Origin of the sequence: Streptomyces olivaceus (genome assembly GCF_000721235.1) — a bacterium.
Taxonomy (GTDB): domain Bacteria; phylum Actinomycetota; class Actinomycetes; order Streptomycetales; family Streptomycetaceae; genus Streptomyces; species Streptomyces olivaceus.
Genome location: NZ_JOFH01000001.1, coordinates 410,648 through 436,105, shown reverse-complemented (window position 1 = coordinate 436,105; position 25,458 = coordinate 410,648). Strand labels below are relative to the sequence as shown.

General features: G+C 72.5%; 21 protein-coding genes. 7 read left to right on the top strand and 14 right to left on the bottom strand.

What is annotated here, in order from left to right; genetic code table 11:
- Positions 1 to 290 precede the first annotated feature (290 nt).
- Complete coding sequence (locus IG94_RS0102370) at positions 291 to 1,502, bottom strand: ROK family transcriptional regulator (RefSeq protein ID WP_031030162.1); 1,212 nt, start codon at positions 1,500 to 1,502, stop codon at positions 291 to 293.
- 293 nt (positions 1,503 to 1,795) lie between these two features.
- Positions 1,796 to 3,241, bottom strand: coding sequence for a xylulokinase (gene xylB / locus IG94_RS0102365; protein WP_031030160.1), 1,446 nt, complete (start codon positions 3,239 to 3,241; stop codon positions 1,796 to 1,798).
- Between the two features lie 155 nt (positions 3,242 to 3,396).
- Here xylB and xylA point away from each other — a divergent pair, with 155 nt between their 5' ends.
- Complete coding sequence (gene xylA / locus IG94_RS0102360; RefSeq protein WP_031030158.1) at positions 3,397 to 4,560, top strand: xylose isomerase; 1,164 nt, start codon at positions 3,397 to 3,399, stop codon at positions 4,558 to 4,560.
- Positions 4,561 to 4,663: 103 nt separating this feature from the next.
- Here the strand turns inward: xylA and IG94_RS0102355 are convergent, their stop codons facing one another.
- Together IG94_RS0102355 and IG94_RS0102350 are read right to left on the bottom strand one after the other, a co-directional pair.
- On the bottom strand, positions 4,664 to 5,929 hold the full coding sequence (locus IG94_RS0102355) for an SWF or SNF family helicase (RefSeq protein WP_031030155.1): 1,266 nt from the start codon (positions 5,927 to 5,929) through the stop codon (positions 4,664 to 4,666).
- Complete coding sequence (locus IG94_RS0102350) at positions 5,926 to 8,796, bottom strand: DEAD/DEAH box helicase (protein WP_078892139.1); 2,871 nt, start codon at positions 8,794 to 8,796, stop codon at positions 5,926 to 5,928. The genes IG94_RS0102355 and IG94_RS0102350 overlap by 4 nt, the downstream gene beginning before the upstream one ends.
- A gap of 308 nt (positions 8,797 to 9,104) precedes the next feature.
- Between IG94_RS0102350 and IG94_RS0102345 the strand changes: the two genes are divergently transcribed.
- Positions 9,105 to 9,287, top strand: a complete 183-nt coding sequence (locus tag IG94_RS0102345) for a hypothetical protein (RefSeq protein WP_031030150.1) — start codon at positions 9,105 to 9,107, stop codon at positions 9,285 to 9,287.
- Between the two features lie 51 nt (positions 9,288 to 9,338).
- On the opposite strand, the gene IG94_RS0102340 is transcribed toward IG94_RS0102345, so the two are convergent.
- Complete coding sequence (locus IG94_RS0102340; protein ID WP_031030148.1) at positions 9,339 to 10,286, bottom strand: hypothetical protein; 948 nt, start codon at positions 10,284 to 10,286, stop codon at positions 9,339 to 9,341.
- A 437-nt stretch (positions 10,287 to 10,723) separates the two neighbouring features.
- Between IG94_RS0102340 and IG94_RS0102335 the strand changes: the two genes are divergently transcribed.
- Positions 10,724 to 11,620 carry an oxygenase MpaB family protein gene (locus IG94_RS0102335; protein WP_031030145.1) on the top strand — a complete coding sequence of 299 codons (897 nt, stop codon included), beginning with the start codon at positions 10,724 to 10,726 and terminating at the stop codon, positions 11,618 to 11,620.
- Between the two features lie 93 nt (positions 11,621 to 11,713).
- Here IG94_RS0102335 and IG94_RS0102330 read toward each other — a convergent pair whose 3' ends face one another.
- Both IG94_RS0102330 and IG94_RS0102325 read right to left on the bottom strand, forming a co-directional pair.
- Complete coding sequence (locus IG94_RS0102330; RefSeq protein ID WP_031030142.1) at positions 11,714 to 12,313, bottom strand: class I SAM-dependent methyltransferase; 600 nt, start codon at positions 12,311 to 12,313, stop codon at positions 11,714 to 11,716.
- An 82-nt stretch (positions 12,314 to 12,395) separates the two neighbouring features.
- On the bottom strand, positions 12,396 to 12,824 hold the full coding sequence (locus IG94_RS0102325) for a PPOX class F420-dependent oxidoreductase (protein WP_031030140.1): 429 nt from the start codon (positions 12,822 to 12,824) through the stop codon (positions 12,396 to 12,398).
- A 108-nt stretch (positions 12,825 to 12,932) separates the two neighbouring features.
- Here IG94_RS0102325 and IG94_RS0102320 point away from each other — a divergent pair, with 108 nt between their 5' ends.
- Both IG94_RS0102320 and IG94_RS0102315 read left to right on the top strand, forming a co-directional pair.
- Positions 12,933 to 13,346, top strand: a complete 414-nt coding sequence (locus IG94_RS0102320; RefSeq protein WP_031030137.1) for a roadblock/LC7 domain-containing protein — start codon at positions 12,933 to 12,935, stop codon at positions 13,344 to 13,346.
- Positions 13,347 to 13,484: 138 nt separating this feature from the next.
- The gene (locus IG94_RS0102315; protein ID WP_052410523.1) at positions 13,485 to 14,462 is read left to right on the top strand and encodes a DUF6397 family protein; all 978 of its coding nucleotides are present in this window, start codon (positions 13,485 to 13,487) and stop codon (positions 14,460 to 14,462) included.
- Between the two features lies 1 nt (position 14,463).
- Here the strand turns inward: IG94_RS0102315 and IG94_RS0102310 are convergent, their stop codons facing one another.
- Both IG94_RS0102310 and IG94_RS0102305 read right to left on the bottom strand, forming a co-directional pair.
- Positions 14,464 to 15,330, bottom strand: coding sequence for an acyl-CoA thioesterase (locus tag IG94_RS0102310; RefSeq protein ID WP_031030132.1), 867 nt, complete (start codon positions 15,328 to 15,330; stop codon positions 14,464 to 14,466).
- A gap of 28 nt (positions 15,331 to 15,358) precedes the next feature.
- Positions 15,359 to 17,872, bottom strand: a complete 2,514-nt coding sequence (locus tag IG94_RS0102305; RefSeq protein WP_031030130.1) for a DEAD/DEAH box helicase — start codon at positions 17,870 to 17,872, stop codon at positions 15,359 to 15,361.
- Positions 17,873 to 18,017: 145 nt separating this feature from the next.
- On the opposite strand from IG94_RS0102305, the gene IG94_RS0102300 reads away from it, so the two are divergent.
- The gene (locus IG94_RS0102300; RefSeq protein WP_031030127.1) at positions 18,018 to 18,812 is read left to right on the top strand and encodes a metal-dependent hydrolase; all 795 of its coding nucleotides are present in this window, start codon (positions 18,018 to 18,020) and stop codon (positions 18,810 to 18,812) included.
- Between the two features lie 53 nt (positions 18,813 to 18,865).
- On the opposite strand, the gene IG94_RS0102295 is transcribed toward IG94_RS0102300, so the two are convergent.
- From IG94_RS0102295 to IG94_RS0102280, 4 genes are all read right to left on the bottom strand, one after another.
- The gene (locus IG94_RS0102295; protein WP_031030124.1) at positions 18,866 to 19,138 is read right to left on the bottom strand and encodes a type B 50S ribosomal protein L31; all 273 of its coding nucleotides are present in this window, start codon (positions 19,136 to 19,138) and stop codon (positions 18,866 to 18,868) included.
- A 60-nt stretch (positions 19,139 to 19,198) separates the two neighbouring features.
- A complete protein-coding gene (locus tag IG94_RS0102290; protein WP_031030121.1) occupies positions 19,199 to 19,669 on the bottom strand; it encodes a DUF5709 domain-containing protein in 471 nt (156 codons plus the stop codon).
- Positions 19,670 to 19,984: 315 nt separating this feature from the next.
- On the bottom strand, positions 19,985 to 21,766 hold the full coding sequence (locus IG94_RS0102285) for an ABC transporter ATP-binding protein (RefSeq protein ID WP_031030113.1): 1,782 nt from the start codon (positions 21,764 to 21,766) through the stop codon (positions 19,985 to 19,987).
- Complete coding sequence (locus tag IG94_RS0102280) at positions 21,763 to 23,808, bottom strand: ABC transporter transmembrane domain-containing protein (RefSeq protein WP_224326228.1); 2,046 nt, start codon at positions 23,806 to 23,808, stop codon at positions 21,763 to 21,765. The genes IG94_RS0102285 and IG94_RS0102280 overlap by 4 nt, the downstream gene beginning before the upstream one ends.
- A gap of 181 nt (positions 23,809 to 23,989) precedes the next feature.
- Here IG94_RS0102280 and IG94_RS0102275 point away from each other — a divergent pair, with 181 nt between their 5' ends.
- Positions 23,990 to 24,748 carry a hypothetical protein gene (locus tag IG94_RS0102275; RefSeq protein WP_031030110.1) on the top strand — a complete coding sequence of 253 codons (759 nt, stop codon included), beginning with the start codon at positions 23,990 to 23,992 and terminating at the stop codon, positions 24,746 to 24,748.
- A gap of 131 nt (positions 24,749 to 24,879) precedes the next feature.
- Here IG94_RS0102275 and IG94_RS0102270 read toward each other — a convergent pair whose 3' ends face one another.
- A complete protein-coding gene (locus IG94_RS0102270; protein WP_031030107.1) occupies positions 24,880 to 25,341 on the bottom strand; it encodes a MarR family winged helix-turn-helix transcriptional regulator in 462 nt (153 codons plus the stop codon).
- Positions 25,342 to 25,458: the final 117 nt, after the last annotated feature.

Below are 25,458 nucleotides of genomic sequence, written 5' to 3'. Positions count from 1 at the left end.
GGGCCCTCGGGCCCTGTGGGGGGACGGTGTTCAGCCGTTCGAACCGGCTGGGGTGAGGAACGGGGCGGGGACCGAGACGAAGTCACGTTGCCGCGGACATCCGCCGCCCTGCGTGCGGGGTGCGTTCGCCTGAATCACCGTACGGCGAGCGGAGATTGCGCAGAAGAACGCCGCGCCGTTCCGTGGACAGCCACCGCCTTGTGGACACCGCGCCCACTCGTTCGAGTGAAAGTGGCGAGTGAAGTGCCCAGTGAAGTGGCCAGTGAAAGTGCTGAGTGGCGTGAACCCGTTCAGGCCCGCCCCGCCGCCACCGACGGGTCGTCCAGCACGGCTCGCACCACTGAGTGCGCGGCTCCGAGCAACGGTCCCTGCGGGCCCAGCTCCGACACGGCGACCGGGCAGACAGGTCCGGCCGTGCGGCCGGCGAGTTCCTCGCGCAGCGACGGCAGCAGCCAGGGTGCGAGTCCGGCCAGCGCGCCGCCCAGCACCACGCTCTGGGGGTCCAGGAGGTTGACCGCGCCGGTCAGCGCGATGCCGAGTGCCGTGCCCGCCTCGCTCAGCGCTCGCCGTACGTTCTCGTCGCCCTCCGCCGCCCGCCCCGCGAGCAGCCCGACGCGGTCCTCGCCGGGTTCCACACCCGCGGCGCGCAGCAGCGCCTTCTCACCCGCGTACTGCTCCAGGCAGCCGCGCCCGCCGCAGGCGCACGCCGGTCCCTCCGGGCGGACCGGCACATGACCCAGCTCGCCGGCGAACCCCCGGGTACCGCGCAGCAGCCGGCCGTCGAAGACCACGGCCGCGCCGATGCCGATCTCGGCCGAGACATGCAGGAAGTCCCGCGGAGTGCCGTCACCGAGCCACAGCTCGGCCAGCGCTCCGAAGTTGGCCTCGTTGTCCACGGTCAGCGGCAGGTCGGCGGGCAGCAGGGCGCCGAGGTCGGCGTCCTGCCAGTCCAGGTTCGGGGCGCGTACAACGGTGCGGGCGTCCCGTGCCACGAGGCCCGGCACCGCCACCGCGAGTCCGGCCGGCCACAACCCCTCGCCCTCCGCCTCGGCGACGACCTGCCGTACCAGACCGGTGAGCCGTTCGAGCACCGGTTCCAGTGAGCCGTCCCGGTTGCTGCCGTACCGCACGGCACGTGCCCGTACCCGGCCGCGCAGGTCGACCGCGCAGACCGCGAGGTGGTCCACGCCGATCTCCGCGCCGATTCCCGCCGGACCCCGTGCGCTGACGGCGAGCGCGGACCCCGGCCGCCCGACCCGGCCGGGACGCTCCGCCGGGCCCAGTTCCTCCAGCAGGCCCGAGCGGATGAGCTCGTCCACCAGCGTCGACACTGCCGCGCGCGTCAGCCCGATCCGGGAGGCCACGGCAGCCCGGGACAGCGGACCCTCGGCGCTGACGGTGTGCATCACCCGGGCGAGGTTCCGGCGGCGCATTCCCCGCTGGGTGTCGGGCAGCGCGCGCCCGGGGCGGGCCGAGTGGCCTTCGTGCGGGGGTGCGGTCATGCGTCAGCCATTCCTTGGTCGCTCGTCCCTCTGTCCTCTGTCGGCCCTCTGCAGGAGGGCCTTGGCCGGTCGCTCGTCCGTCCGTGCCCGACCGCTCGGCCCGGAGCGCCGGGGAACCCGGCGCTCCGGGCCGAGCGGTCGTCGGTGCACGGCGGCCGTCCGGACCCGCCTGGACCCGCCCCGCGCACGACGGCCGCCGGGGCGCGCCGGACGGGTTCCGAGGGCGGTGGGCGGTGCCAGCCGTGAACGGTCCGCGGACGCTCGCCGGTGGCACCGCTCGTACCGGCGTGTCGTCAGCGGGAGTCCGGGTTTCGCTCCAGCAGGGGCGCCGCGTCGGAGAGTACCCCGGTGATCCGGGACAGCGTCGCGTCGTCCCGTTCCACGGCGTCGAGCACCGGCCCGGCGGCCGTGTTCCAGCGCCGTGCCACCGCGGCGGCGTCCTCGCCGGTCAGCAGACCCGCTGCCTGGGCCGCCGCGCCGAGCGCGACCAGTTCCCGCGCCTCCGGTATCTGGACGGGGCGCCCGGACAGCCGTCGTACGGTCTGCTGCCAGGCCGCACCGCGCGCCCCGCCGCCGATCAGCAGCAGCGGCGCGGACGGATCGGCGTCGGCGTCGAGAGCCAGGTCGAGGGCGCCGAGCAGCGAGTGGACGGCGCCGTCGTAGGCGGCCTGGAGCAGCTGGCCGGCGGTCGTGTCGTGGCGCAGCCCGTACAGGAGGCCCGAGGAGTGGGGGAGGTTCGGCGTGCGTTCGCCGTCCAGGAAGGGCAGGAGCGTCACCCCGGTGCCGGGTTCGACGGCTTCGCGGTCCAGATTCAGCAGCGTCGCCACGCGGTCGACGGCGAGGGTGCAGTTCAGGGTGCAGGCCAGAGGCAGCCAGTCGCCGCGTGCGTCGGCGAAGCCCGCCACGGTTCCTGTGGGGTCGGCGGGCCGGCGCTGCGACACGGCGTACACGGTGCCGGACGTGCCGAGGCTCATCACCGGTACGCCGGGAGACAGCCCGAGTCCCAGCGCGGCGGCCGCGTTGTCCCCGGTGCCCGCGGCCACCAGGGTGCCCTTGGAGAACGGCAGGCCGTGGCCGTCGCGCACGGTGCCGGCCACCTCCGAGGGCCGTACCACGCGGGGCAGCAGAGCCGGATCGAGTCCCACGCGCGCGAGGGTCTCCTCGTCGTAGGTCTCGGGGCCGGCCGCCCACCAGCCGGTGCCGGACGCGTCGCCGCGGTCGGTGGTCCCCTCACCGGTGAGCCGCTCGGTGAGGTAGTCGTGGGGGAGACGTACCGCCTTCGTCGCGCGGACGGCGTCCGGTTCGTTCTCGGCCAGCCAGGACCACTTGGTGACCGTGAAGGACGCGCTGGGCACGCTGCCCGTGCGCTCGGCCCAGGACTTGGGCCCGCCCAGCTCGTCGATCAGGCGACGGGCCTGCGGGGCCGAGCGCACGTCGTTCCACAGCAGGGCCGGGCGCACCGGTTCGCCCCGGGCGTCCAGCGTGACCAGACCGTGCTGCTGTCCGCCGATCGACACCGCGGCGGCCTCGCGTGCGGCGTCACCGCACTGGTGCAGTGCCTCGCCCAGCGCGTCCCACCACTGGCGCGGATCGCTCTCGCGCCCCGCCCCGGAGGAGACGGTGTGGGGCGCCTGCCCGCTTGCGACGATCCGGCCGGTGGCCGCGTCGACGACCAGCGCCTTGGTGGACTGGGTGGACGTGTCCACGCCGACGACGAGCGGACCTTCGGCTGCTGGCATCGGGCTACTCCCTCTTCCGCGGGTCCTGGGACCCGGCCTTCATTCCTTCGGGGACACCTTGTCCCTTCCCAGGACCGTGTGTGCATACTAATTTGTAAAGCGCCATGACGAAATAGTCGGCAGCGAGTGACCGGCAGCGAGTGAGGAGCCGCGGAATGAACTACCAGCCCACCCCCGAGGACAGGTTCACCTTCGGTTTGTGGACGGTCGGCTGGCAGGGCCGTGATCCGTTCGGTGATGCGACCCGGCGGGCCCTGGACCCGGCGGAGTCCGTACAGCGTCTGTCCGAGCTGGGCGCGTACGGCATCACGTTCCACGACGACGACCTGATCCCCTTCGGGGCGAGCGACACGGAACGCGAGGCGCACGTCAAGCGGCTTCGGCAGGCGCTCGACGCCACCGGCATGAAGGTGCCGATGGCGACGACGAACCTGTTCACGCACCCGGTGTTCAAAGACGGCGGCTTCACGGCCAACGACCGCGACGTGCGCCGCTTCGCGCTGCGCAAGACGATCCGCAACATCGATCTCGCGGTCGAGCTGGGTGCGAGCGTGTACGTCGCCTGGGGCGGCCGGGAAGGTGCGGAGTCCGGCGGGGCCAAGGACGTGCGGGACGCCCTGGAGCGGATGAAGGAGGCCTTCGACCTGCTGGGCGAGTACGTCACCGAGCAGGGCTACGACCTGAAGTTCGCGATCGAACCGAAGCCGAACGAGCCGCGCGGTGACATCCTCCTGCCCACGGTCGGCCACGCGCTGGCGTTCATCGAGCGCCTTGAGCGGCCGGAGCTGTACGGCGTGAACCCGGAAGTCGGCCACGAGCAGATGGCCGGTCTCAACTTCCCCCACGGCATCGCGCAGGCGCTGTGGGCGGGCAAGCTCTTCCACATCGACCTCAACGGCCAGTCGGGCATCAAGTACGACCAGGACCTCCGGTTCGGCGCGGGCGACCTGCGGGCCGCGTTCTGGCTCGTCGACCTGCTGGAGAGGGCCGGCTACGCGGGTCCGCGGCACTTCGACTTCAAGCCGCCGCGCACCGAGGACCTCGACGGCGTGTGGGCGTCGGCGGCCGGCTGCATGCGCAACTACCTGATCCTCAAGGACCGGGCGGCCGCCTTCCGCGCCGATCCCGAGGTGCAGGAGGCACTGGCCGCGTCCCGGCTGGACGAGCTGGCCCGGCCGACCGCCGAGGACGGCCTCGCGGCCCTGCTCGCCGACACCAGCGCCTACGAGGCCTTCGACGCGGACGCGGCCGCCGCGCGCGGCATGGCCTTCGAGCACCTCGACCAGCTCGCCATGGACCACCTGCTCCGCGCCCGCTGAGACACTCCGCGCGGCTCGCTCCGGCCCTCCTCCTGTACGGAGGCGGGCCGGAGCCCGTCCGCGCGGCCTCCCCCTCGCGTCCGTCCGGGGCCCGGGGCAGACGTCAGAGCTCGTCCCCCGTGGCAAGCGCCATGCAAGCCAGGGCCGTCGCCGGATCCCGTGCCGGTCCGCCCGCCGGGACCCAGCGCCCGCCGTCCTCGCGGTACGGCCACCAGCGCCCCTCGCGGTCCAGTCGCAACTGCCGCGGTGCACCGACAACGGTCCACCGGTTGCCGTGTGCCTGCAGTGACGGGCGCTCGTCCTCGTCCCAGGCCGAGTGCAGCGCCGCACGCGCGCGTGCCAGCGTGTCGCCCTCCACCGGCCACTCGTCCTCCAGCACGGACAGGGCGCTTCGACCTCCGAGCCGCCACGCCCGGGCGGAGGCGGTCAGCGCCTCCCTGGTGCGCCCCGATCCCTTCGCCAGCCGGTCCAGGACGTCCGGCCCCGGGCCGCCCGCGGCCAGACGTGCGGCGTCCTGCGCCCGGGTCGGTTCCGTGTCCACGGGCTGCCGGTCGTGTCCTTCGCGCAGCGCTTCGGCGAGCAGGCGGTGCGCCTCCGCCGCCGCGCGGGAGGCCACAAAGGCCACGGCGGACGGGTCGACACCGGGCGGGGGCGCCGTCTCGGAGTCCAGCGACGGCGGCACGCCCGGGCCGTCGCCGAGGACGGGCGGTGCGGGCGGCGGAGGCAGTACGTGCCCCGCCGCGTACGCCTCGGCGGCGTCCACCCCTTCTGGCCGGGACACGCCGTCCGCGGCGGGCGCGGTGCCGCGCGTCTGGAGGGCGTCGAGTACGGCGTCCTCCGCGCGGCCTCGCATCAGCAGCAGGACGAACGGGTCCTGGTCCAGCAGTCCGGCGACCTGGTAGCAGAGCGCGGCGGTGTGCCCGCAGTGGTCCCAGGCACCGCACTCGCACCGCGGTTCCAGGTCGCCCAGGCCCGGCAGGAGGTCGATGCCGGCGGTCGCGGCATCCTCCACGAGGTGCGGCGGCATGTCGCGGTCCAGCAGTGCCGCGACATGCCCGGACCGTTCAATCGCCATGTCGACGAAGTGATCCCACTGTGCGTCGGAGAGCCGCTCCAGCAGGACGTCGGCCCGATGCGCGGTGCCGTCCCGGTCCTGGACGACCGAGGTGATGCGCCCGGGCCGGACCGACACGGCCCCGACCGCTCCCGCCCGTGCCAGCCGCCGTCCCGTCTTCACCTGGGACGCGTCCATCGCGGCGTCCTCCAGGGCCCGCAGCCAGGCCCGTCCCCACCATGTCCGGGCGAAGCCCCGCCCCTGCGCGGGCGGCAGGGCGGCGAACGTCCGCTCCGTGTCCTCGTACCGGGTCATCGCGTACCCCCTCGCAGTTCCACCAGGTCGGCCAGTTCCGCGTCTGTCAGTTCGGTGAGCGCTGCCTCGCCCGCGCCCAGTACCGCGTCGGCGAGTTCCTTCTTGCGGTGCAGCAGCGCGGCGATGCGGTCCTCGACGGTCCCCTCGGTCACCAGCCGGTGCACCTGCACGGGCCGGGTCTGGCCGATGCGGTGGGCACGGTCGGTGGCCTGTGCCTCCACGGCGGGGTTCCACCAGCGGTCGTAGTGCACGACGTGCTCCGCGCGCGTGAGGTTCAGTCCGGTGCCGGCCGCCTTCAACGACAGCAGGAAGACCGGGGCCTCGCCGTCCTGGAAACGCCGCACCAGTGACTCCCGCGCCGTGACCGATGTGCCGCCGTGCAGGAACAGCGACGTCACACCGCGCGCGGCGAGGTGCTGCTCCAGGAGCCGCGCCATCTGCACGTACTGCGTGAAGACCAGCGTGCTCGCGCCCTCGCTGAGGATCGTGTCGAGCAACTCGTCCAGCAGTTCCAGCTTCCCCGAGCGCCCGGTGATCCTCGGCCGCTCCTCCTTGAGGAACTGCGCGGGGTGGTTGCAGATCTGCTTCAGGCTCGTCAGCAGTTTCACGATCAGGCCGCGCCGGGCCATGCTGTCCGCCCCGGCGATCTCCGTCAGTGCCTCGCGCACCACCGCCTCGTACAGGCCCGTCTGTTCCGCGGTGAGGGACACGGCATGGTCGGTCTCCGTCTTCGGCGGCAGCTCCGGCGCGATTCCGGGGTCCGACTTGCGGCGACGGAGCAGGAAGGGCCGTACGAGCCGGGCCAGGCGCTCCGCCGCCGCCGGGTCCTGGCCGCCCTCGACGGCCCGGGCGTAGTCCCGGCGAAAGGTGCCGAGCCTGCCCAGCAGCCCCGGTGTGGCCCAGTCGAGGACGGCCCACAGTTCCGAGAGGTTGTTCTCCACCGGGGTGCCGGTGAGCGCCACGCGCGCGCGGGCGCCGATGGAACGCAGCTGCCGCGCGGTCTGCGAGTACGGGTTCTTCACATGCTGGGCCTCGTCCGCCACCACCATGCCCCAGGAAACGGCGGAGAGCCGGCCGGTGTCCAACCGCATGGTGCCGTAGGTGGTCAGCACGAACTCGCCGTCCACGAGGCCTTCCAGGTCGCGCCGCGTGCCGTGGAAGCGGCGCACGGGCGTGCCGGGCGCGAACCGCTCGATCTCCCGTTGCCAGTTGCCCATCAAGGAGGTCGGGCAGACCACCAGGGTGGGTCCGGCGGCGCCCGCGTCGGTCTGCCGGTGCAGATGGAGGGCGATCAGGGTGATGGTCTTGCCGAGACCCATGTCGTCGGCCAGACAGCAGCCCAGGCCCAACGACGTCATGCGGACCAGCCAGTTGAGCCCACGGCGCTGATAGTCGCGCAGGGTGGCGTCGAGAGCCGAGGGCTGCTCGACGGTGTCCTGCGTCTCCGGGTCGGCGAGTCTCTCCCGCAACTCCGCCAGCCATCCGGTGGGACGTACCTCCACGCGGTCTCCGTCGACCTCCGTGGAGCCCGTCAGGACGGCGGCGAGCGCGTCGACCGGTGCGACCTTGTGGTCCGTGCGTGCCCGGGCGCGCCGCGCCTCGTCGGGGTCGATGAGCACCCACCGGTCCCGCAGGCGCACCACGGGACGGTTCGCCTCGGCCAGCAGATCCAGTTCCTCGCGCGTGAGCCCCCGGTCGCCCAGAGCGAACGTCCAGTTGAAGGCGAGCAGCGCGTCGGCGGACAGCAGCCGGGCCCCGGACGTGTCCGTACGGCCACCCGGGGCACCGTCGGGCGGGCCGACCTCCGCGCGGGCGCTCAGGTCGCGGGCCAACTCCCTCGGCCAGTGCACGTCGACTCTCGCGCCGGCGAGCGCCCGGGAACCGGTCCCGAGCAACTCGGTGACCTCCTCGTCGGCGAGTTCGACGGCGTCCGGCACGGTGGCCGACAGCAGTGGTGCGAGGGCGGGCCAGGCCCGCGCGGCACGGCGCAGGGCGAGCAGGGCATCCCTCCGCGCACGCGTGCCGAAACCGTCGCCCACAGTGCCGGCCCACACCTCGGAGGTGTCCGCGACGAGCGTGGGATCGCTGACCCCGTGGACCTGGGGCACCACCCGGAAGGCGGGCCGGGTCTTCTCGGCAGCGGAGGCCGACAGACCCTGCACCTCGACACGCAGGGAGAGCCGGACGCCCGTGTCGTGCGCCGCGGCGACATCGGCCGCCCATTCGCTCAGCTCGGGCATCCGCCGCGGCTCGCGGGAGGCGTACGCGGGTCCGACCGTCACGAGTTCGGCGGCGGGGGAACGGGGCAGCGTGTCGGCGACCGCGTCCAGGAAGTCACGCACGAGCCGTTCCGGATCGGGCAGCCGGGAAGGCCCGGCGACGTCGGCCGGGACCGCGTGAGCCTCCGGTGGCATGGCGGCAGCGAGATGACGGACCCGCTCGGCCGCCGACGCGTCCAGCGGACCCACGCGCCAGGCGTCGTGGCCCGCCGCGGACAGACCTGGCAACAGGAGTCCGCGGGCCGCGAGATGCAGGGCCTCGACAGCGACGGCGCCCCAGAACTCCGGCGCGCGGTGGCTGTCCGCGGCGGCACGCGCGCGGGTGAGGACGGGCAGTGCCGCCTGTACCGGCAGGAGCACCGCGGGCACACTCGCCCTCGTCACGCCGTCGCCGTCCGGCAGCACGACCGTCAGGTCCGCGAACGCCGGGCGTTCGCCGGGTGCCGACGGGAGGGCTCCGGGCGTGTCGCCGTCCGGCCGCCAGAACGCGACTCTGCCGGTGCGGGCGGGATCACCGGGCAGGAAGGAGGCGCAGCAGCCGACGAGCGCGGAGTTCTCGGAAGGTGTTGCCGGAGGAGCGGTCTGCAGGGCGATGATGTATTCCTCAAATTTGACTAGGCAGGATGCGGCGGCTGATTGTACAGAATTCGCACGGACATCAAGGGCAAGTGCAATGTGGTATAGGTCACTCTATGGATGGAGGTGCTCCCCGCGGAACAGGAGACAGGGGGCGCGGGTCACGGGGCACGCGGCACGAGGAGGGGACGGCGAGGGCCTCTCAGGGGCGCCTAAGGGTCCGGTCTCAGGGGTGCTTCAGGGTGGCGGTACGGAACTGACGGGAACTCGGGCCCGTTTTCAGGACAGAGAGCGGCAGAGGCCGCGAAGGGAGCGACATCATGTCGAAGAACGCCAAGGTCGCGGCAGGAGGCGTGGCGGCCGGGCTCATCCTGCTGATCTGGCTGCCCTGGTGGGCCGCGCTGCTGATAGTCCTGGGAGTCCCGGCCGCCGCGTACCTCACGCTGGACCCCGGCCAGCGGCGCAGGCTGCGCCGAGTCACGCGCAAGGAGATAGGGCGCTGACGGGCGCGGCGTCCCCGGCTGCCGGTCGCAGGGCGTCCCGGGGCCTCCCGGTCAGCTCGGCCGTACGGCCATCTTGTCGAGGGCTTCGAGGAGTCCGGGAAGCGACGGCCCGCGTCCCACGGGCAGTACCTCGCCCGGTTCCTCGTCGAGCAGTATGAAGGCGATGTCGTCGGTCCGGGCCACGAGCGACCAGCCGGGACCGTCGGCACGCAGCGTCCGCGCGTCACCCGGTGCGAACGACGACCGGACCCGGCCGAGCGGCGGAGGCGAGTCGACATAGGCGCGGGCCTCCGCGAGTACGCGCCGGACGCCACCGTGTCCGGTCGGCTCCGTGTCTCCCGACCCGGCCGCGCCGCCCGCGGCCTCCGGGATGCCGGCGTCCGTACGGCCGGCGCCCGTGGCGTCGGCCGTTGAGTCCTGCTCGACGCGTGCGCCGTCCTCGGAGTCCGCGGAAGCCTCGGAAGGTCCACCCGTCGGCGCGCCCCCGCCTGGCGACGGGAAGTCCTCGTCGTCGATCTGCTCCCGCCACTGGGCCCACTGCAGTGCGATCTCGTCGGCCCCCAGGCGCCGCTGCGCCGGCCCCCACACCGTGGTGTCGGGAGGGCAGAGCGCGGGCTGGTCGGCGGACTCGGGCCCGGGGTCGTGCGGCGCCGGCACGCCGGGTGCCGCCACGGCGACCGCGAGGGGCCAGCCCGGCAGCGCGGCGACGACCGTGCGCTCCTCCGGAGACAGGTCGTACTCCATCCCGCAGTCCCAGGACGCCACGGCGACGGCGACCAGTGAGACGTCGTCGACGACGACCGTCCACCGCGCGCCGTCGCCGTCCTGGCCCAGCACCAGCCCGTAGCCGTCGGCCAGCGGAGGAAGACCGAGCGCGGTGCACGCCTCCGCGTAGTCGTCGCCCAGCACGCTCGGGAACTTCGCCGGCGTCAGCAGCACCGCCGTGAGCACGTAGAGCGCATCGTCCGCGGCGACGGCGTCCTCGTCCGTCCCGGCCATCCCAGCCTCCCCATCGGTTCGTCCAATGGCGCGCACCCTAGTGCTCCCGGGAAGTCCTTGTCACGACTCCCGGACGCACCCGAGCTGCAGTTTTCCGGCTGGACGGGGGCGAATCGACCACCTGTGACCGAGGCGTGGACGATCAGGCCGCGGGCAGTCCGAGGAGCGCCCGGACGACATCCCGTGGCGACTCGTCCCGTTCCTGCGCGTGTCGCCGGAGGTTCTGTCGTTCGGCGTGAACGAGCTTGCCTGCCCCGGCCCGGTCTCTGTTCCCGTGGTCGCGTTCGTGCGCCGGGCGGCGCACGGCCCGTCCCGAGCCTCACGGATCCTGCCCAGCAAGCGGATCACCTCCCCCTGACCGCCGATCATGGCGCATCGTGCATATTCTGCTACTCAACGTAGAGTTGAGGTTCTGGCGGCAGAAGGGGGCGGTCAGGGTGGAACGCTTCGAACGGCTGGCGCGGATCCGGCGCCTTGATCCCTACGAGGACGCCTCGGAGATCTACCGGCTGTCCTCGGCCTACGAGTTCCCCTGGGACTTCGCGCGGGCACTGGAGCTGGCGCTCTACCGGACGTACGCCGTGCCGAGCATCGGCCGACTGCTCGCCGAAACGGCCGAGTTCACGGAACGGCCGCAGAAGCGGTACGACGACACGGCCCTGCTCCTGGACGCAGTGGTCGAGCACGGCTTCGACAGCGCGCAGGGCCGCACGGCGATCCGGCGCATCAACCGGATGCACCGCAGCTACGACATCGGCAACGACGACATGCGGTACGTCCTGTGCACCTTCGTCGTGACTCCCAAACGCTGGATCGACTCCTACGCGTGGCGCAGACTGTCGCGGCACGAGACCGTCGCATCTGCCGTCCACTACCGCAGGCTCGGGCGGCACATGGGCATCAAGGACCTCCCCGGTGACTACGAGGAGTTCGAAGCCTGTCTCGACGCCTACGAGAAGACCCACTTCGCCTGGGACCGAGGCGGACGACAGGTGTCCGACGCCACCCTCGCCCTCATCGCCTCCTGGTACCCGCGCCCCCTCGCGCCCCTCCTTCGCACCGGCACCCTCGCCCTGCTCGACGACCAGCTCCTGCGGGCCTTCAGGTACACGCCGCCGAGTCCCGTCACCCGCGCGCTGGTGCGCCGGGCGGTGCGGCTGCGCGGGCGGGCGGTCCGGCTCATGCCGCCCAGGCGTGCTCCCCACCATGCCCGGCAGAACCGGGAGATCAAGGGGTACCCGAGCGGCTACCGGCTGGACGAGCTGGGCACCCGACCGGTCCCCGGCGTGCAGGGCTGTCCCGTCCGCCGTATCGACACCCCGTCTGTGGAGTGAACCGACGGAGAAGAAGCTCGGGGCTCCCCGACGAGGGGCACCCCGTGCAGGGGACGGCTGCCGGGGCGACGACGCTGCTCGCCGCCCCCGAGGTCAGGCGCCGCGAACGGCGAGGGCCAGGAAGCGGTCGTCCTCGTCGACGTATGACGCCATGCGCCACCCCGCACCGGCGAGCAACGGTCGGAGGTTGGGCTCCGCGCGGAGGTCGTCCGGCGTGACCCGCCGCCCCTGCCGCGTGGCCAGGGCCCGCCTGCCGATCGGATGGAACAGGGCCAGCACGCCGCCCGGACGCACGACGCGTGCCAACTCCCGCAGGTTCCCGGCCGGGTCGGGCAGGTGCGCGATCAGGCCCGCCGCGAACACGGCGTCGAGCGACCGCGAGCGCAGCGGCAGGGCGGCGACGTCGGTCAGCAGCAACCGCCCCTCACGGTCCCTTCCGGCCCTTGCGGCGGCTTGGAGCATGCCGGGCGTCACGTCCGCCCCCAGGACCAGCCCCGGCGGGCCCACGGCCGCACGCAACGGGGGCAGGGCGCGGCCCGTGCCGCAGCCGGCGTCGAGTACCCGATCGCCCTCTCGCAGTCCCAGTTCCGCGACCGCGGCCGCGTACGCGGGGCCGTCGTCGGGGAACCGGCTGTCCCAGTCGGCCGCGCGGGCACCGAAGAACTCCTGCACGTGTGCGTGGTCTCTGCTCATGCTGCGCATGATTCCCCAACCGCCGGTGGAGCCGCACGACGCCCGGGACCGGGCGAGGACCGGCCCGGCCGCCGCGCGGATCTCAGTCCGCCACGGCCTTCTGCGCCAGAACCCTGTCGACGGTGACGCGGACCAGGAGCTCGCCCGGAACACCGTTGCGCGTCCCGAACTCCTCGGCGCGGGCCTCACCCATGTACCGGGCGCCGAGGCGGGCGGCCCAGTGCCGGAGCTCGCCGAGGTCCTCCGAAATCCTGGCCCGTCCCTGCAGGACGACGAAGTCGAAGGGCGGCCGGTCGTCGTCCACGCACAGCGCGACTCGGCCGTCACGGGTCAGATTGCGCCCTTTCACGGTTTCTCTGCCGGTGTTGAACACCACGTCGTCCCCGTCCAGCAGGAACCAGATCGGTGCCACGTGCGGGCTGCCGTCAGCCCTGACGGTCGACAGCTTCGCGGTGCGGGTGCCGTCCGAGACGAACGCCCGCCATTCCTCATCGGTCATCTTCTGTGCCATGCCCCCATCCTGCTTGCCCGGAGCAGTGGTGTGGGGAAGGCTGGCGGGGGGATCCCCCGGCAACAGGGGGAAGGAATGCGCACGGGGACGACACGGGGAGATCGGATCATGGCGCAGAACAAGGGACTCGGCTGGCTGTTGGACGACCTGACCGCACGCGTCGAACACGTACGGCACGCGTTAATTCTGTCCAACGACGGGTTGGTGACCGGAGCCAGTACGGGTCTGCGCAGGGAGGACGCCGAACACCTCGCCGCGGTCTCGTCCGGGCTGCACAGCCTGGCCAAGGGGTCCGGCCGGCACTTCGGCGCGGGCCGGGTGCGGCAGACGATGGTCGAATTCGACGAGGCCGTCCTGTTCGTCACCGCGGCGGGGTCGGGCAGTTGCCTGTGCGTGCTCAGCGGTGCGGAAGTCGACATCGGACAGATCGCCTACGAGATGACGCTGCTCGTCAACAGGGTCGGTGAGCATCTCGACATCGACGCGCGACAGCCGGGACGAATATCGCCCACGGGGCCTTGACCTGCGGTTTCACTGCTCCGTCGGGGTTGGTCGCAGAGTTGTCCACAGGCGCGCCACGGATGTCGCGACCGCGGCTACGGTTCTGTGTCAGGCGGGTGCGAACGGCGCCCACCACCGACTCCACGGGGGAGACCACACATGACCGGCAGCACTGCCATGCAGGAAGAGACGTCATCCGCCGTCCCGACCGGCACCGACCGCCACACTTTCTACGCGTCGAGCCGCGCGGCCCGGGAGCTGGGCCTCAGGCGCAGTGAGTTCGACCTCGCCGTACACCTCGGCCGCATCCGCACCGTGCCCGACGACGAGCGAGGCGGCCGGCGCGTCACCCATGACGAGGTCGAGCGCATCCGGGCGGGGGCGGGCTTTCCCCGGGAGCTCCGGGACGCGGTCCGGGCCGTCGGGACCACGGAGGGCGCGGAGCTCATGAAGGTGACCAAAACCCGGTTCACCCGCCTCGCCCGGTTGGGCCTGGTGGTGCCCGTGCGCTTCTACGTCAATCGTTATCGCACGGTCGTCTGGCTGTACCTGGCCGACGAACTGCGCCAGTTCGCAGCCGACGAGCGGAACACCGCACTGCTCAGGGGCCGCACACCCGAGGGGCTGCGGGGCCAGCTGGACGAGGGACTGGACCTGCGTGCCCGCAACTGGCGGGGAAGGGACCTCGGGTGCCTGCTCCGCCAGGCCGACGGACCGTGGGCCCGGGCTGCGGCCGTGGCGTCCCTGCTGGACGCCGCCGAGGTCTCGGACGTGGTCACCGATCCCTACGATCGTTCCCGGCTGCGCGCGTTCCGGCCCGTGCGGCAACTGTCGGGATCTCCCGGCTCGCCGGCCGCCCAGCTCGCCGAGGAGATCATGACGGCGGCGGACCCGGACGAGATCGACTGGCTCCGCGCCGACTTGGCCAACGAGGTGGAAGCCGCCCGCCGGCAGAGTCCGGTGCCATGCACGGTCTCCCGGGCCGCTCCCGCCCGGCGCGGGTTCGCCCCGGAGCCGCAGGACGCGCGGAACGGGTGCGACGGGCCGGGACACCAGAGGCCCCGGCCGCGACACGAGGCGGCGGCCACGGGACGGTTCCGCGATCTGCTCGGCCGGCTGCGGCGCGCAGGCACCTGACCTACAGGGCTCGGAAGAGCCCTTCCTGGACGACGGACACCAGCATGCGTCCCTCCGTGTCGTAGATCCGCCCGCGGGCCAGTCCGCGTCCGCCGGTCGCGATCGGAGACTCCTGGTCGTACAGGAACCACTCGTCCGCGCGGAACGGCCGGTGGAACCACATGGCGTGGTCCAGCGACGCCATGTCGAACCCCCGCGGCCCCCACAGGGGCTCCACCGGGATGCGCACGGCGTCCAGAAGCGTCATGTCACTGGCGTACGTCAGGGCGCAGGTGTGCACGAGCGGGTCGTCGCCGAGCGGCCCGACGGCGCGCATCCACACGGCACTGCGGGGCTCGGCGTCCTGGACGTCCTCCGCGTTCCAGCGCAGCCGGTCGACGTAGCGGATGTCGAAGGGCTGGCGCCGGGCCATCCGTTCGAGTTGCTCCGGCATCGCCCCCAGGTGCTCGCGCACCTCGTCGGCGACCGTCGGCAGGGACTCGGGGTCCGGGACCTTGCGGGCCGGCGGCAGCTGGTGCTCGAAACTTCCCTGTTCAGGTCTGTGAAAGGAGGCGGTGAGCGTGAAGATCGTGCGCCCCTGCTGCACCGCGGTGACCCGTCGCGTCGTGAACGACCGCCCGTCCCGGTCCCGCTCGACCTGGTACACGATCGGCACGCCCGGGCGCCCCGGACGCAGAAAGTACGCGTGCAGCGAGTGCACCGGGCGGTCGCCGTCGGTGGTGCGGCCCGCGGCGACCAGTGCCTGGCCGGCCACCTGGCCGCCGAAGACCCGCTGCAGCGACTCCTCGGGGCTGCGGCCACGGAAGATGTTGACCTCGATCTGCTCCAGGTCGAGCAGCGCGACGAGGCTTTCGGCGGGATTGGTCATCGGTGGGGTTCTCCTGTGCTCACTGTGCTCACAGCTGGCCGACGTCGGTGACGCGGACGACCGCCCGGCCCTCCGCGTCGGAGGCCGTCAGGTCGACCTCCGCGCTGACGCCCCAGTCGTGGTCGTCGTTCGGGTCGTCGAAGATCTGCCGCACCCGCCACAGGGCGTTCTGCGGCTCCTCCTCGATGATCAGGAGCTTGGGTCCGCGGGCGTCGGGGCCGGTGCCCAGGTCGTCGTGCTCGTCCCAGTACTTGTCCATGGCCTCGCCCCAGGCGTCGGCGTCCCAACCGGCCTCGGAGTCCATTTCGCCCAGCTCACCGACATGGTCGAGGGCCGCGAGCTCGACCCGGCGGAACATGGCGTTGCGGACCAGTACCCGGAAGGCGCGGGCATTGGCGGTGACCGGCCGCACCTGGTCGGCCCTCTCCTGCGCCTCCTCGGCGGTCATCACCTCCGGGTTGGCGAGCTGCTCCCACTCGTCGAGCAGGCTGGAGTCGACCTGGCGCACCATCTCGCCGAGCCACTCGATCAGGTCCTGCAGGTCCTCAGACTTCAGATCGTCCGGGACCGTGTGGTCGAGAGCCTTGAAGGCGCTCGCCAGGTAGCGCAGCACGATGCCCTCGGTGCGGGCCAGTTCGTAGTGGGAGACCAGCTCGGTGAAGGTCAGCGCCCGCTCGTACATGTCACGAACGACCGACTTGGGCGACAGCGGGTGGTCGCCGACCCACGGGTGGCTCCTGCGGTACGTGTCGTAGGCGTGGAAGAGCAGTTCCTCCAGGGGCTTGGGGTACGTGACGTCCTGGAGGCGCTCCATGCGCTCCTCGTACTCGACCCCGTCGGCCTTCATCGCGGCCACGGCCTCGCCGCGGGCCTTGTTCTGCTGGGCGGCGAGGATCTGACGCGGGTCGTCCAGCGTGGACTCGACGACGGACACCATGTCCAGCGCGTACGACGGCGACTCCGGATCCAGCAGCTCGAAGGCGGCCAGGGCGAACGTGGACAGCGGCTGGTTCAGCGCGAAGTCCTGCTGGAGATCGACCGTGAGACGCACGATGCGGCCCTCGGCGTCCGGATGGTCCAGCTTCTCGACGATGCCGCCGTCCAGCAGCGAGCGGTAGATGGCGATCGCCCGGCGGATGTGCCGGAGCTGCTGCCTGCGCGGCTCGTGATTGTCCTCCAGCAGGTGCCGCATGGCGGCGAAGGCGTCGCCGGGACGGGCGATCACCGACAACAGCATGGTGTGCGTGACCCGGAAGCGGGACGTCAGCGGCTCCGGCTCGGAACCGATGAGCTTCTCGAACGTGTTCTCCGACCAGGCCACGAAGCCCTCGGGCGCCTTCTTGCGGACGACCTTCCGCCGCTTCTTCGGGTCGTCACCGGCCTTCGACAGAGCCTTCTCGTTCTCGATGACGTGCTCGGGCGCCTGAGCGACGACGAAGCCCTCCGTGTCGAACCCGGCGCGGCCCGCCCGGCCGGCGATCTGGTGGAACTCCCGGGCCCGCAGCGTGCGCACCCGGTTGCCGTCGTACTTGGTCAGCGCCGTGAACAGCACGGTCCGGATCGGCACATTGACGCCCACACCGAGCGTGTCCGTCCCACAGATCACCTTCAGCAGGCCCGCCTGCGCGAGCTTCTCCACCAGCCGCCGGTACTTCGGCAGCATGCCGGCGTGGTGGACCCCGATGCCGTGCCGGACGTATCGGGACAGGTTGCGGCCGAACTTGGTGGTGAAGCGGAAGTTGCCGATCAGCTCGGCGATCCGTTCCTTCTCCTCGCGCGTGCACATGTTGATGCTCATCAGCGCCTGGGCCCGCTCCACGGCCTGCGCCTGAGTGAAGTGCACGATGTAGACCGGTGCCTGACGGGCCGTCAGGAGATCGGTCAGGGTCTCGGTGAGCGGGGTGTAGCGGTACTCGTAGGAGAGCGGCACCGGACGGGTGGCCGAGCGGACCACCGAGGTGGGACGGCCGGTCCGGCGGGCGAGGTCGCCCTCGAAGAAGGAGACGTCGCCAAGGGTCGCCGACATCAGGACGAACTGGGCCTGGGGCAGTTCCAACAGGGGAATCTGCCACGCCCAGCCGCGGTCCGGCTCGGCGTAGAAGTGGAACTCGTCCATGACGACCTGGCCGATGTCCGCGTTCTTGCCGTCACGCAACGCGATCGAGGCCAGGACCTCGGCGGTGCAGCAGATGACGGGGGCGTCGGCGTTCACGGAGGCGTCGCCGGTCAACATGCCGACGTTCTCAGTCCCGAAGATCTTGCACAGCTCGAAGAACTTCTCCGACACCAGCGCCTTGATCGGTGCCGTGTAGAAGGTGACCTCGTCCCGGGCCAGGGCGGCGAAATGGGCACCCGCCGCGATCATGCTCTTGCCGGATCCGGTGGGCGTCGACACGATCACGTTCGCCCCGGAGACCACCTCGATCAGCGCCTCCTCCTGATGGGAGTAGAGCGTCAGACCGCGTTCCCGGGCCCACGCCTCGAAGGCTTCGTACAGGGCGTCGGGGTCGGCGGTCCGCGGCAGCTGATCGATGAGGGTCACACCCCCATCTTGCCTGTCCCCTGCCGCTATGGGGGAATCGGCTGTCCGTGTGAAGATCACGAACGCTACGCTGGGTCGCCGACGACGCATCAGCGGATCCGGACAACTGCACAGCGGCACACGAGGAATGGGGCGGGCAACGACGATGATGGGACCAGCGCACTCGCTGTCGGGCGCCGCGGCGTGGCTGGGCGTCGGCGCGGCGACGGCCGCCGCGGGACAACCGATGCCCTGGCCGGTGCTGCTCGCCGGAGCCCTGATCTGTGCCGGGGCGGCGCTCGCCCCGGACCTCGACCACAAGGCGGCGACGATCTCCCGGGCCTTCGGTCCCGTCTCACGGGGGCTGTGCGAGATCGTCGACAAGCTGTCGTACGCGGTCTACAAGGCGACCAGGAAGCCAGGCGACCCGCGCCGCTCCGGCGGGCACCGCACGCTGACGCACACGTGGCTGTGGGCGGTACTGATCGGCGGGGGCACATCGGTCCTGGCCATCACCGGCGGCCGCTGGGCCGTCCTGGCGATCCTCTTCGTGCACATGGTGCTGGCCATCGAAGGCCTGCTCTGGCGGGCCACCCGCGGCTCCAGCAGCGACGTGCTGGTCTGGCTGCTGGCCGGCACCAGCGCCTGGATCATCGCCGGAATACTCGACAAGCCGGACGGCGGCTCCGACTGGCTGTTCACCGCGCCGGGCCAGGAGTACCTCTGGCTGGGGCTGCCCATCGTGCTCGGCGCGCTGGTGCACGACATCGGGGACGCGCTGACCGTCTCCGGCTGCCCCGTGCTCTGGCCGATACCGGTGGGCCGCAAGCGCTGGTACCCCATCGGCCCGCCGAAGGCCATGCGGTTCCGGGCGGGCAGCTGGGTGGAGCTCAAGGTGCTGATGCCGGTGTTCATGCTGCTCGGGGGAGTGGGCGGCGCGGCGGCGCTCAACTTCATCTGACTCGTCCGGAGGGCCCGCGGGCTCGTGCGCAGGGCCCGCGAGGCCCTGGACGCTCAGCCGGTCCCGCCGGCGCCTTCGTCGCCGCCCTGGCCGTAGCGGCGCTCGAAGCGGGCGACGCGCCCCTCGGAGTCCACCGTCCTGGCCCTGCCCGTGTAGAAGGGGTGGCTCTCCGAGGAGATCTCCACTTCCACCACCGGGTAGGTCTCCCCGTCGTCCCAGGCGATGGTCTGGTCGCTGGTCGCGGTGGAGCGGGTCAGGAAGGCGTACCCGGCACTGCGGTCACGGAAGACGACGGGCCGGTAGTCGGGATGCTTGTCCTGCTGCATGGCTGCTCCTCGTACGGCTCGGTTCGTGGTGGCGGGGCGGCTCGGCCGCCGCGGGTGGTGTCATCCGGGCATGGAGTCCTCGTCGACGACGTGCATCGCGGCCTCCTCGGCGGAGGCCGCCGCTCCGTCGATGCCCACGTCCAGGGCGACCAGCGTCGGCTCGTCGTCCTCGTGCGCCCCCTCGTCGGGCGCGACGAGCCGGCCCGAGCGGTCCGCGCCGACCTCGTTGTCCAGCAGTTCCCCGTCGGTGCCGTCCACGTCGCCGAGCCCGTCGCCGTCGGGCGCGAGCAGGTCCGGCCGCTCCTCGGCGAGCCGCTGGTCGAGCGTCTCGCCCTCGTGGCGTTCGGCGGCCGTGACGCCGGTGTGCTCCACCGCCCAGGGGCGTTCGGGCGGGGACCAGCCCCGGTCGAGGGGATCGTCGACGCCGTCGTCCTCAAGGGTGTCCTCGCCGTCGAGCAGCCCGGTGTCCTCCCGCTGCTCGGATCCGTCGGGCTGGTAGACGTCGTCTCCCCATCCGTCGGAGCTGTTCACGGATACCTCCATGGGGCGGGGGCCGGCCCCTTCTCGCCGTGGGCCACGGCGGGGCGCCGCCGCACGCGGCACGGCACTCGCCCGCCGCGGAACCGCACGGTTCCCGGGCTCACCTCGAGCCGGTGCCTCCTCCCAGCCTTCCACCCCGGTTCGGGAACCCGCAACGGCACAGACCCGGTCCGGCTACCCGCCGCCCGCGTCGCTCAGGGCTCGCCGCACGCCACCGGCCCGACCGGGGCGTGTGCCCCCGTGCGGCGTTCCCCGCTCCCTCCTGGCGGCGCACCGCGCTCTCCCCGCACCCTGCACGCCACGCGCTCACCCGTGCCAGGACCGCCACAGGGCCGCGTAGGCGCCCCCGGCCGCGACGAGGTCGTCGTGGCTGCCCAGCTCGCTGATCCGGCCGTTCTCCACTACGGCGATGACGTCCGCGTCGTGGGCGGTGTGCAGGCGATGGGCGATCGCCACCACCGTGCGGCCGTCCAGGACCCGGGCCAGGGAGCGTTCGAGGTGCCGGGCGGCCCTCGGGTCGAGCAGGGACGTCGCCTCGTCCAGCACCAGGGTGTGCGGGTCGGCCAGCACCAGACGGGCCAGCGCGATCTGCTGCGCCTGCGCCGGCGTGAGCGCGAAGCCGCCCGAACCGACCTCGGTGTCCAGTCCCTCGTCGAGCGAGCGGGACCAGTCGTCGGCGTCGACCGCCCCCAGCGCCGCCCACAGCTCGGCGTCGGTGGCCCCGGCCCTGGCGAGGCGGAGGTTGTCGCGCAGCGAGCCCACGAAGACGTGGTGCTCCTGGTTGACGAGGGCGACGTGCGAGCGGACCCGTTCCGCGGACATCCGGGACAGTTCCGCGCCGCCCAGGGTGATCCGGCCGTCGCGGGGGCCGTAGATCCCGGCCAGCAGCCTGCCCAGCGTGGACTTGCCCGCGCCGGAGGGGCCGACCAGCGCGAGCCGCGTGCCGGGGGCGACCTCCAGCGAGACCTTGCGCAGGACGTCCACGCCCTCGAGGTAGCCGAAGTGCACGCGGTCGGCGTGCACGTGCCGGCCCTCGGGTGCCAGCGACGGGTCACCGGCGTCCGGCTCGATGTCCCGCACGCCCACCAGCCGGGCCAGGGAGACCTGCGCCACCTGCAGCTCGTCGTACCAGCGCAGGATGATGCCGACCGGGTCGACGAGCATCTGCGCGATCAGCGCGGCCGTGGTCAGCTGGCCGACCCCGATCCAGCCCTGCAGGACGAACACCCCGCCCACGAGCAGGACGGAGGCCAGCACGGTCACATGGGTTGCGTTGATGACCGGGAAGAGAACCGAGCGCAGCCAGAGCGTGTAGCGCTCCCAGGCCGTCCACTCCTTGACCCGGCGCTCCGACAGCTCGATGCGGCGGTCGTCGAGACGGTGCGACTCGACCGTACGTCCCGCGTCCACGGTCTCGGCGAGGGCGGCGGCCACCGCGGCGTACCCCGCGGCCTCGGAACGGTAGGCGGCCGGCGCCCGCCGGAAGTACCAGCGGCAGCCGATCACCAGCAGCGGTACCGCGATGATCACGGCCGGTGCCAGCGGCGGCGCCGTGATCACGAGACCGCCGAGCAGCAGCACCACCCACACGGCACCGATCGCCAGCTGGGGCACGGCCTCGCGCATGGCGTTGGCGAGGCGATCGATGTCCGTGGTGATCCGGGAGAGCAGATCGCCGGTGCCGGCGCGTTCCAGTACGCCGGGTGGCAGGCCGACCGACCGCACCAGGAAGTCCTCGCGCAGGTCGGCCAGCATCCGCTCGCCGAGGACGGCCCCGCGCAGCCGCACCTCGCGCACGAACGCGGCCTGTACGACGAGTGCGAGGACGAAGAGGGTGGCCGTGAAGCCGAGATGCAGCTCGCGGCTGTCGTCCGAGACCCGTTCCACGAGTCCGCCGAGCAGGTAGGGGCCCACCATCGAGGCGATCACGGCGACGGTGTTCACGGTGACGAGGAGGAGGAACGCGAGCCGGTGCCGGCGCAGCAGTTCCCCCGCGTAGGCGCGTACGGTCGCGGGCGCGCCGACGGGCAGGGTGCTGGCCGTGGTCGGGGCCGCCGGGTCGTACGACGGTGGCGCGACGCCGATCATGCCGTCTCCTCGATCTCTTCCAGTCGGTGCAGTACGTCGTCGTCACCGATGACACCGCCGTGCGCGGCCTCTTCCCGCAAGGCCGCGCCCGGCACGGTCTGCTTCGGCCCGGTCTTCCGCGGCGTGGGCGCGCCGGGGCCGGCCCTGTGCGGCACGTCCGCGCCGGGTACGGCCTCGTGCGGCACGGGCGCCCCCGGCACGGTCTTCTCCGGCGGTGTCTTCTCCGGGCCAGTCCTCTCCGTGACGGTCTCCTCCGTGACGGTCTCCGGTCCGTCCACGGCCGGTTCCCCGCCAGGACGTGCCGTGGACTCCTCGTCCGTCTCCCGGGTGACCACCGCCCGGTACCGGGAATCGGTGCCCAGCAGTTCCCGGTGGACACCGACGGCGGCCACCGCGCCGTCGTCCAGGAAGACGATCCGGTCCGCGCGGTCCAGCAGCAGGGGCGAGGAGGTGAGGACCACCGTGGTGCGCCCCTGGCGCAGCCTGCGTACGCCCTCCGCGATCCGCGCCTCGGTGTGCGAGTCCACGGCCGAGGTCGGCTCGTCCAGGACGAGTGCCTCCGGGTCGGTGACCAGGGAGCGGGCAAGCGCCAGCCGCTGTCGCTGGCCGCCCGACAGCGACCGGCCCCGCTCGGTGATGCGGGCGTCCATCGGGTCCTCGGCGCCGACCGAGACCTGCGCGAGTGCCGCCAGCACGTCCCCGCACTGGGCGGCGGCCAGTGCCTCCTCGGCGCGGACCGCACCGGACGCGGGCACGTCGAGCAGCTCACGCAAGGTGCCGGAGAGCAGCACCGGGTCCTTGTCCTGGACCAGGACGGTGGTACGCGCGGACCTCAGCGGCAACTCGTCCAGCGGCACTCCGCCGAGCCGGGCCGACGTGCCTTCCTGCGAGGGGTGCCCGCCGAGCCGTTCCGCCAGGCGCCCGGCCGCGTCCGGGTCGCCGCAGACCACGGCGGTCAGCCGGCCCGCCGGCGCCAGGAGACCGGTGGCCGGGTCGCACAGATCCCCGGTGGGAGTCTCGGCGGCCCGCGAGCCCGCGGTGTCCGTGGCCCGCTCCAGTGCCAGCACCCGCGCGGCCCGCTTGGCCGACGGCCGCGAGAAGGAGTACGCCATGGCGATCTCCTCGAAGTGCCGCAGCGGGTAGGTGAGGATCATGACCGAGCTGTAGACGGTGACGAGTTCGCCGACGCCGATGTGGCCGTCGCGGGCCAGGCTGACGCCGTGCAGGACCACCGAGATCAGGAGCAGGCCCGGCAGCAGTACTTGGATCGCGGAGATCAGCGACCACATGCGGGCACTGCGTACGGCGGCGTGCCGCACCTCCTGGGAGGCGCTGCGGTAGCGGTCGAGGAAGAGTTCCTCTCCGCCGATGCCGCGCAGCACGCGCAGTCCGGCGACGGTGTCCGAGGCGAGTTCGGTGGCACGGCCCGCCTTCTCGCGCTGGACGTCGGCCCGCCGGGTGGCCCGGGGGAGGAGGGGCAGTACGGCGAGGGCCACCACCGGCAGGCCCACGAGCACGACGACGCCGAGTGCCGGCTGGTAGACCACCAGGGCCACGCAGACCAGCACCACGGTCACCGCCGCGGCGGTGAAGCGGGAGACGGCCTCCACGAACCAGCCGATCTTCTCGACGTCACCGGTGGACACGGCCACGACCTCGCCTGCCGCGACGCGCTGGGTGAGCGCCGAGCCGAGCACCGCGGTCTTGCGTGCCAGCAGTTGCTGGACACGGGCGGCGGCGGTGATCCAGTTGGTGACGGCGGTGCGGTGCAAGAAGGTGTCACCGAGTGCGCTGCCGGCACCGCAGAGCACCAGGAGGACACCCGCGAGGGCGAGCCGGTCGCCGGAGCGGTCGACGACGGCCTGAACGGCGAGGCCGACGCAGAAGGGCAGGGCGGAGACGGCGGCGAAGTGCAGCAGACCCCAGGCCAGCGACTTCAGCTGCCCGCCCAGTTGGTTGCGGAACAGCCACCAGAGGAATCGGGGGCCCGAGCGTGCGTCCGGCACACCCGGGTCGGGATACGGAAGGTCTTGGATCTGCATGGCGTCCCAGCGGCTCGTGTCAGGGGTGCCGTCGCAACACGGCATCAGGAGACTGCAAACCGTGACAGGTTCGCGTCGCGGTACGCCCAAAATCAAGCGGTTTTCCGCGGTGGGGCCAGATTCCGGCTGCCTGCGCCGAACCGCCGCCGAGGACGCCGTGCCGAGGTGCGACCATGGACGGATGGGAAGCGGTGGAGTACGGCGTTCGGTGGTCGCGGCGGCGGCCCTTGGGTCCCTGCTGACGGTGACGGCACTGTCCGGCTGCGGCGGGTCGGGGGACGGCTCGGACGCCGGGGCGGGCGAACCGGCGGGCTCGGCGGGCAAGGCGGCCCGCAGCACCGCCCCGGCCGACCCGACGCGGATCCCCAACGTCGGCGACCGGCTCCACGAGCGCATCCCCGCCGACTCGACCCAGGTCGTCGCGGTCTACGGCGACGGCAAGGACTCCGCCGACTCCACGGTTGTGCTCTACACCAAGCAGGGCTCCGCCTGGCACCGCGCCCGCAGTTGGGCCGCGCACAACGGCAAGAAGGGGTGGACCACCGACCACCACGAGGACGACCAGCGCAGCCCCGTGGGCGTGTTCACGCTTACCGACGCGGGCGGCGTGCTCCCGGACCCCGACCCCGCAGCGGGCCTGCCGTACACCGAGTCCGCCGCCTTCGCGGCACCGCGCTCGTGGGCCAAGACGCACTGGCACGACTTCGACTACGTCATCGCCATCGACTACAACCGCGTCAAGGGCACCGCGCCGAACGACCCGACCCGCCCCGAGGGCACGTCCAAGGGCGGCTCGATCTGGCTGCACATGGACCACGGCAGCGGTACGTCGGCCTGCGTCAGCGTGCCCAAGCCGGGCATGGAGTACCTGCTGCGCACGCTGGACCCGGACCGGCACCCGGTGGTGGTCATGGGGGACAAGGCGGATCTGAAGGCCTGAGCCGGCCGCGGACGTTCCGGACGTCCCACCGGTCGGGCACTTGGCCGGGCACCCGATCAGGCCCTCCGTCAGGCCGTCAGTCAGTCTGTCCGTCAGTCAGCCGGTCGTCCATCAGTCCGTCCGGCGCTCCGTCAGGTCGTCCGCCGGCCCCGCCCCGTGTCCGGACCGTCGATCAGGGTGTCCAACAGCCCGCCGAGCGCCGTGCGCTGCTCCTCCGACAGCGGGGCCAGGATCTCCTCCGCGGCCGATCTGCGGGCGCCGTGCAGTTCGCGCAGGTCCGCGCGCCCGTCGTCGGTCAGTTCTATCCGCGTGACCCGGCGGTTGGCCGGATCGGGGACGCGGCGCACCTTCCCGGCCGTCTCCAGCCCGTCGACCAGGGTCGTCACCGCCCGGGGGACGACCTCGAGACGCTCGGCCAGGTCGGCCATCCGGGGCGGCGATTCGTAGTGCGCCAGGGTGCGCAGCAACCGTGACTGGGCCGGTGTGATGCCGAGGTCGCGGTGCTCGAGGTGGCGCTTCTGGATGCGGTGCACCCTGCGGGTGAGCCGCAGCAACTGCTCGGCGAGCAGGCCGTCGGGATCGGGGGCGGTCATGCGGGAACAATATCAGGATGACATTCATTGTGAGTATAGGTAACAATGGCCCGTGGTCCACGTGGTCCACGTGGTCCCCGAAGATCCGTCGGCCTGTGGGCTGCCGACCGGCAGCCC

Bases quoted from the DNA above. Each gene is read 5' to 3' on its own strand.
- IG94_RS0102370 (WP_031030162.1), bottom strand. From the start codon at position 1,502: ATGACCGCACCCCCGCACGAAGGCCACTCGGCCCGCCCCGGGCGCGCG.
- xylB (WP_031030160.1), bottom strand. From the start codon at position 3,241: ATGCCAGCAGCCGAAGGTCCGCTCGTCGTCGGCGTGGACACGTCCACC.
- xylA (WP_031030158.1), top strand. From the start codon at position 3,397: ATGAACTACCAGCCCACCCCCGAGGACAGGTTCACCTTCGGTTTGTGG.
- IG94_RS0102355 (WP_031030155.1), bottom strand. From the start codon at position 5,929: ATGACCCGGTACGAGGACACGGAGCGGACGTTCGCCGCCCTGCCGCCC.
- IG94_RS0102345 (WP_031030150.1), top strand. From the start codon at position 9,105: ATGTCGAAGAACGCCAAGGTCGCGGCAGGAGGCGTGGCGGCCGGGCTC.
- IG94_RS0102340 (WP_031030148.1), bottom strand. From the start codon at position 10,286: ATGGCCGGGACGGACGAGGACGCCGTCGCCGCGGACGATGCGCTCTAC.
- IG94_RS0102330 (WP_031030142.1), bottom strand. From the start codon at position 12,313: ATGAGCAGAGACCACGCACACGTGCAGGAGTTCTTCGGTGCCCGCGCG.
- IG94_RS0102325 (WP_031030140.1), bottom strand. From the start codon at position 12,824: ATGGCACAGAAGATGACCGATGAGGAATGGCGGGCGTTCGTCTCGGAC.
- IG94_RS0102320 (WP_031030137.1), top strand. From the start codon at position 12,933: ATGGCGCAGAACAAGGGACTCGGCTGGCTGTTGGACGACCTGACCGCA.
- IG94_RS0102315 (WP_052410523.1), top strand. From the start codon at position 13,485: ATGACCGGCAGCACTGCCATGCAGGAAGAGACGTCATCCGCCGTCCCG.
- IG94_RS0102310 (WP_031030132.1), bottom strand. From the start codon at position 15,330: ATGACCAATCCCGCCGAAAGCCTCGTCGCGCTGCTCGACCTGGAGCAG.
- IG94_RS0102300 (WP_031030127.1), top strand. From the start codon at position 18,018: ATGATGGGACCAGCGCACTCGCTGTCGGGCGCCGCGGCGTGGCTGGGC.
- IG94_RS0102295 (WP_031030124.1), bottom strand. From the start codon at position 19,138: ATGCAGCAGGACAAGCATCCCGACTACCGGCCCGTCGTCTTCCGTGAC.
- IG94_RS0102285 (WP_031030113.1), bottom strand. From the start codon at position 21,766: ATGATCGGCGTCGCGCCACCGTCGTACGACCCGGCGGCCCCGACCACG.
- IG94_RS0102280 (WP_224326228.1), bottom strand. From the start codon at position 23,808: ATGCAGATCCAAGACCTTCCGTATCCCGACCCGGGTGTGCCGGACGCA.
- IG94_RS0102275 (WP_031030110.1), top strand. From the start codon at position 23,990: ATGGGAAGCGGTGGAGTACGGCGTTCGGTGGTCGCGGCGGCGGCCCTT.
- IG94_RS0102270 (WP_031030107.1), bottom strand. From the start codon at position 25,341: ATGACCGCCCCCGATCCCGACGGCCTGCTCGCCGAGCAGTTGCTGCGG.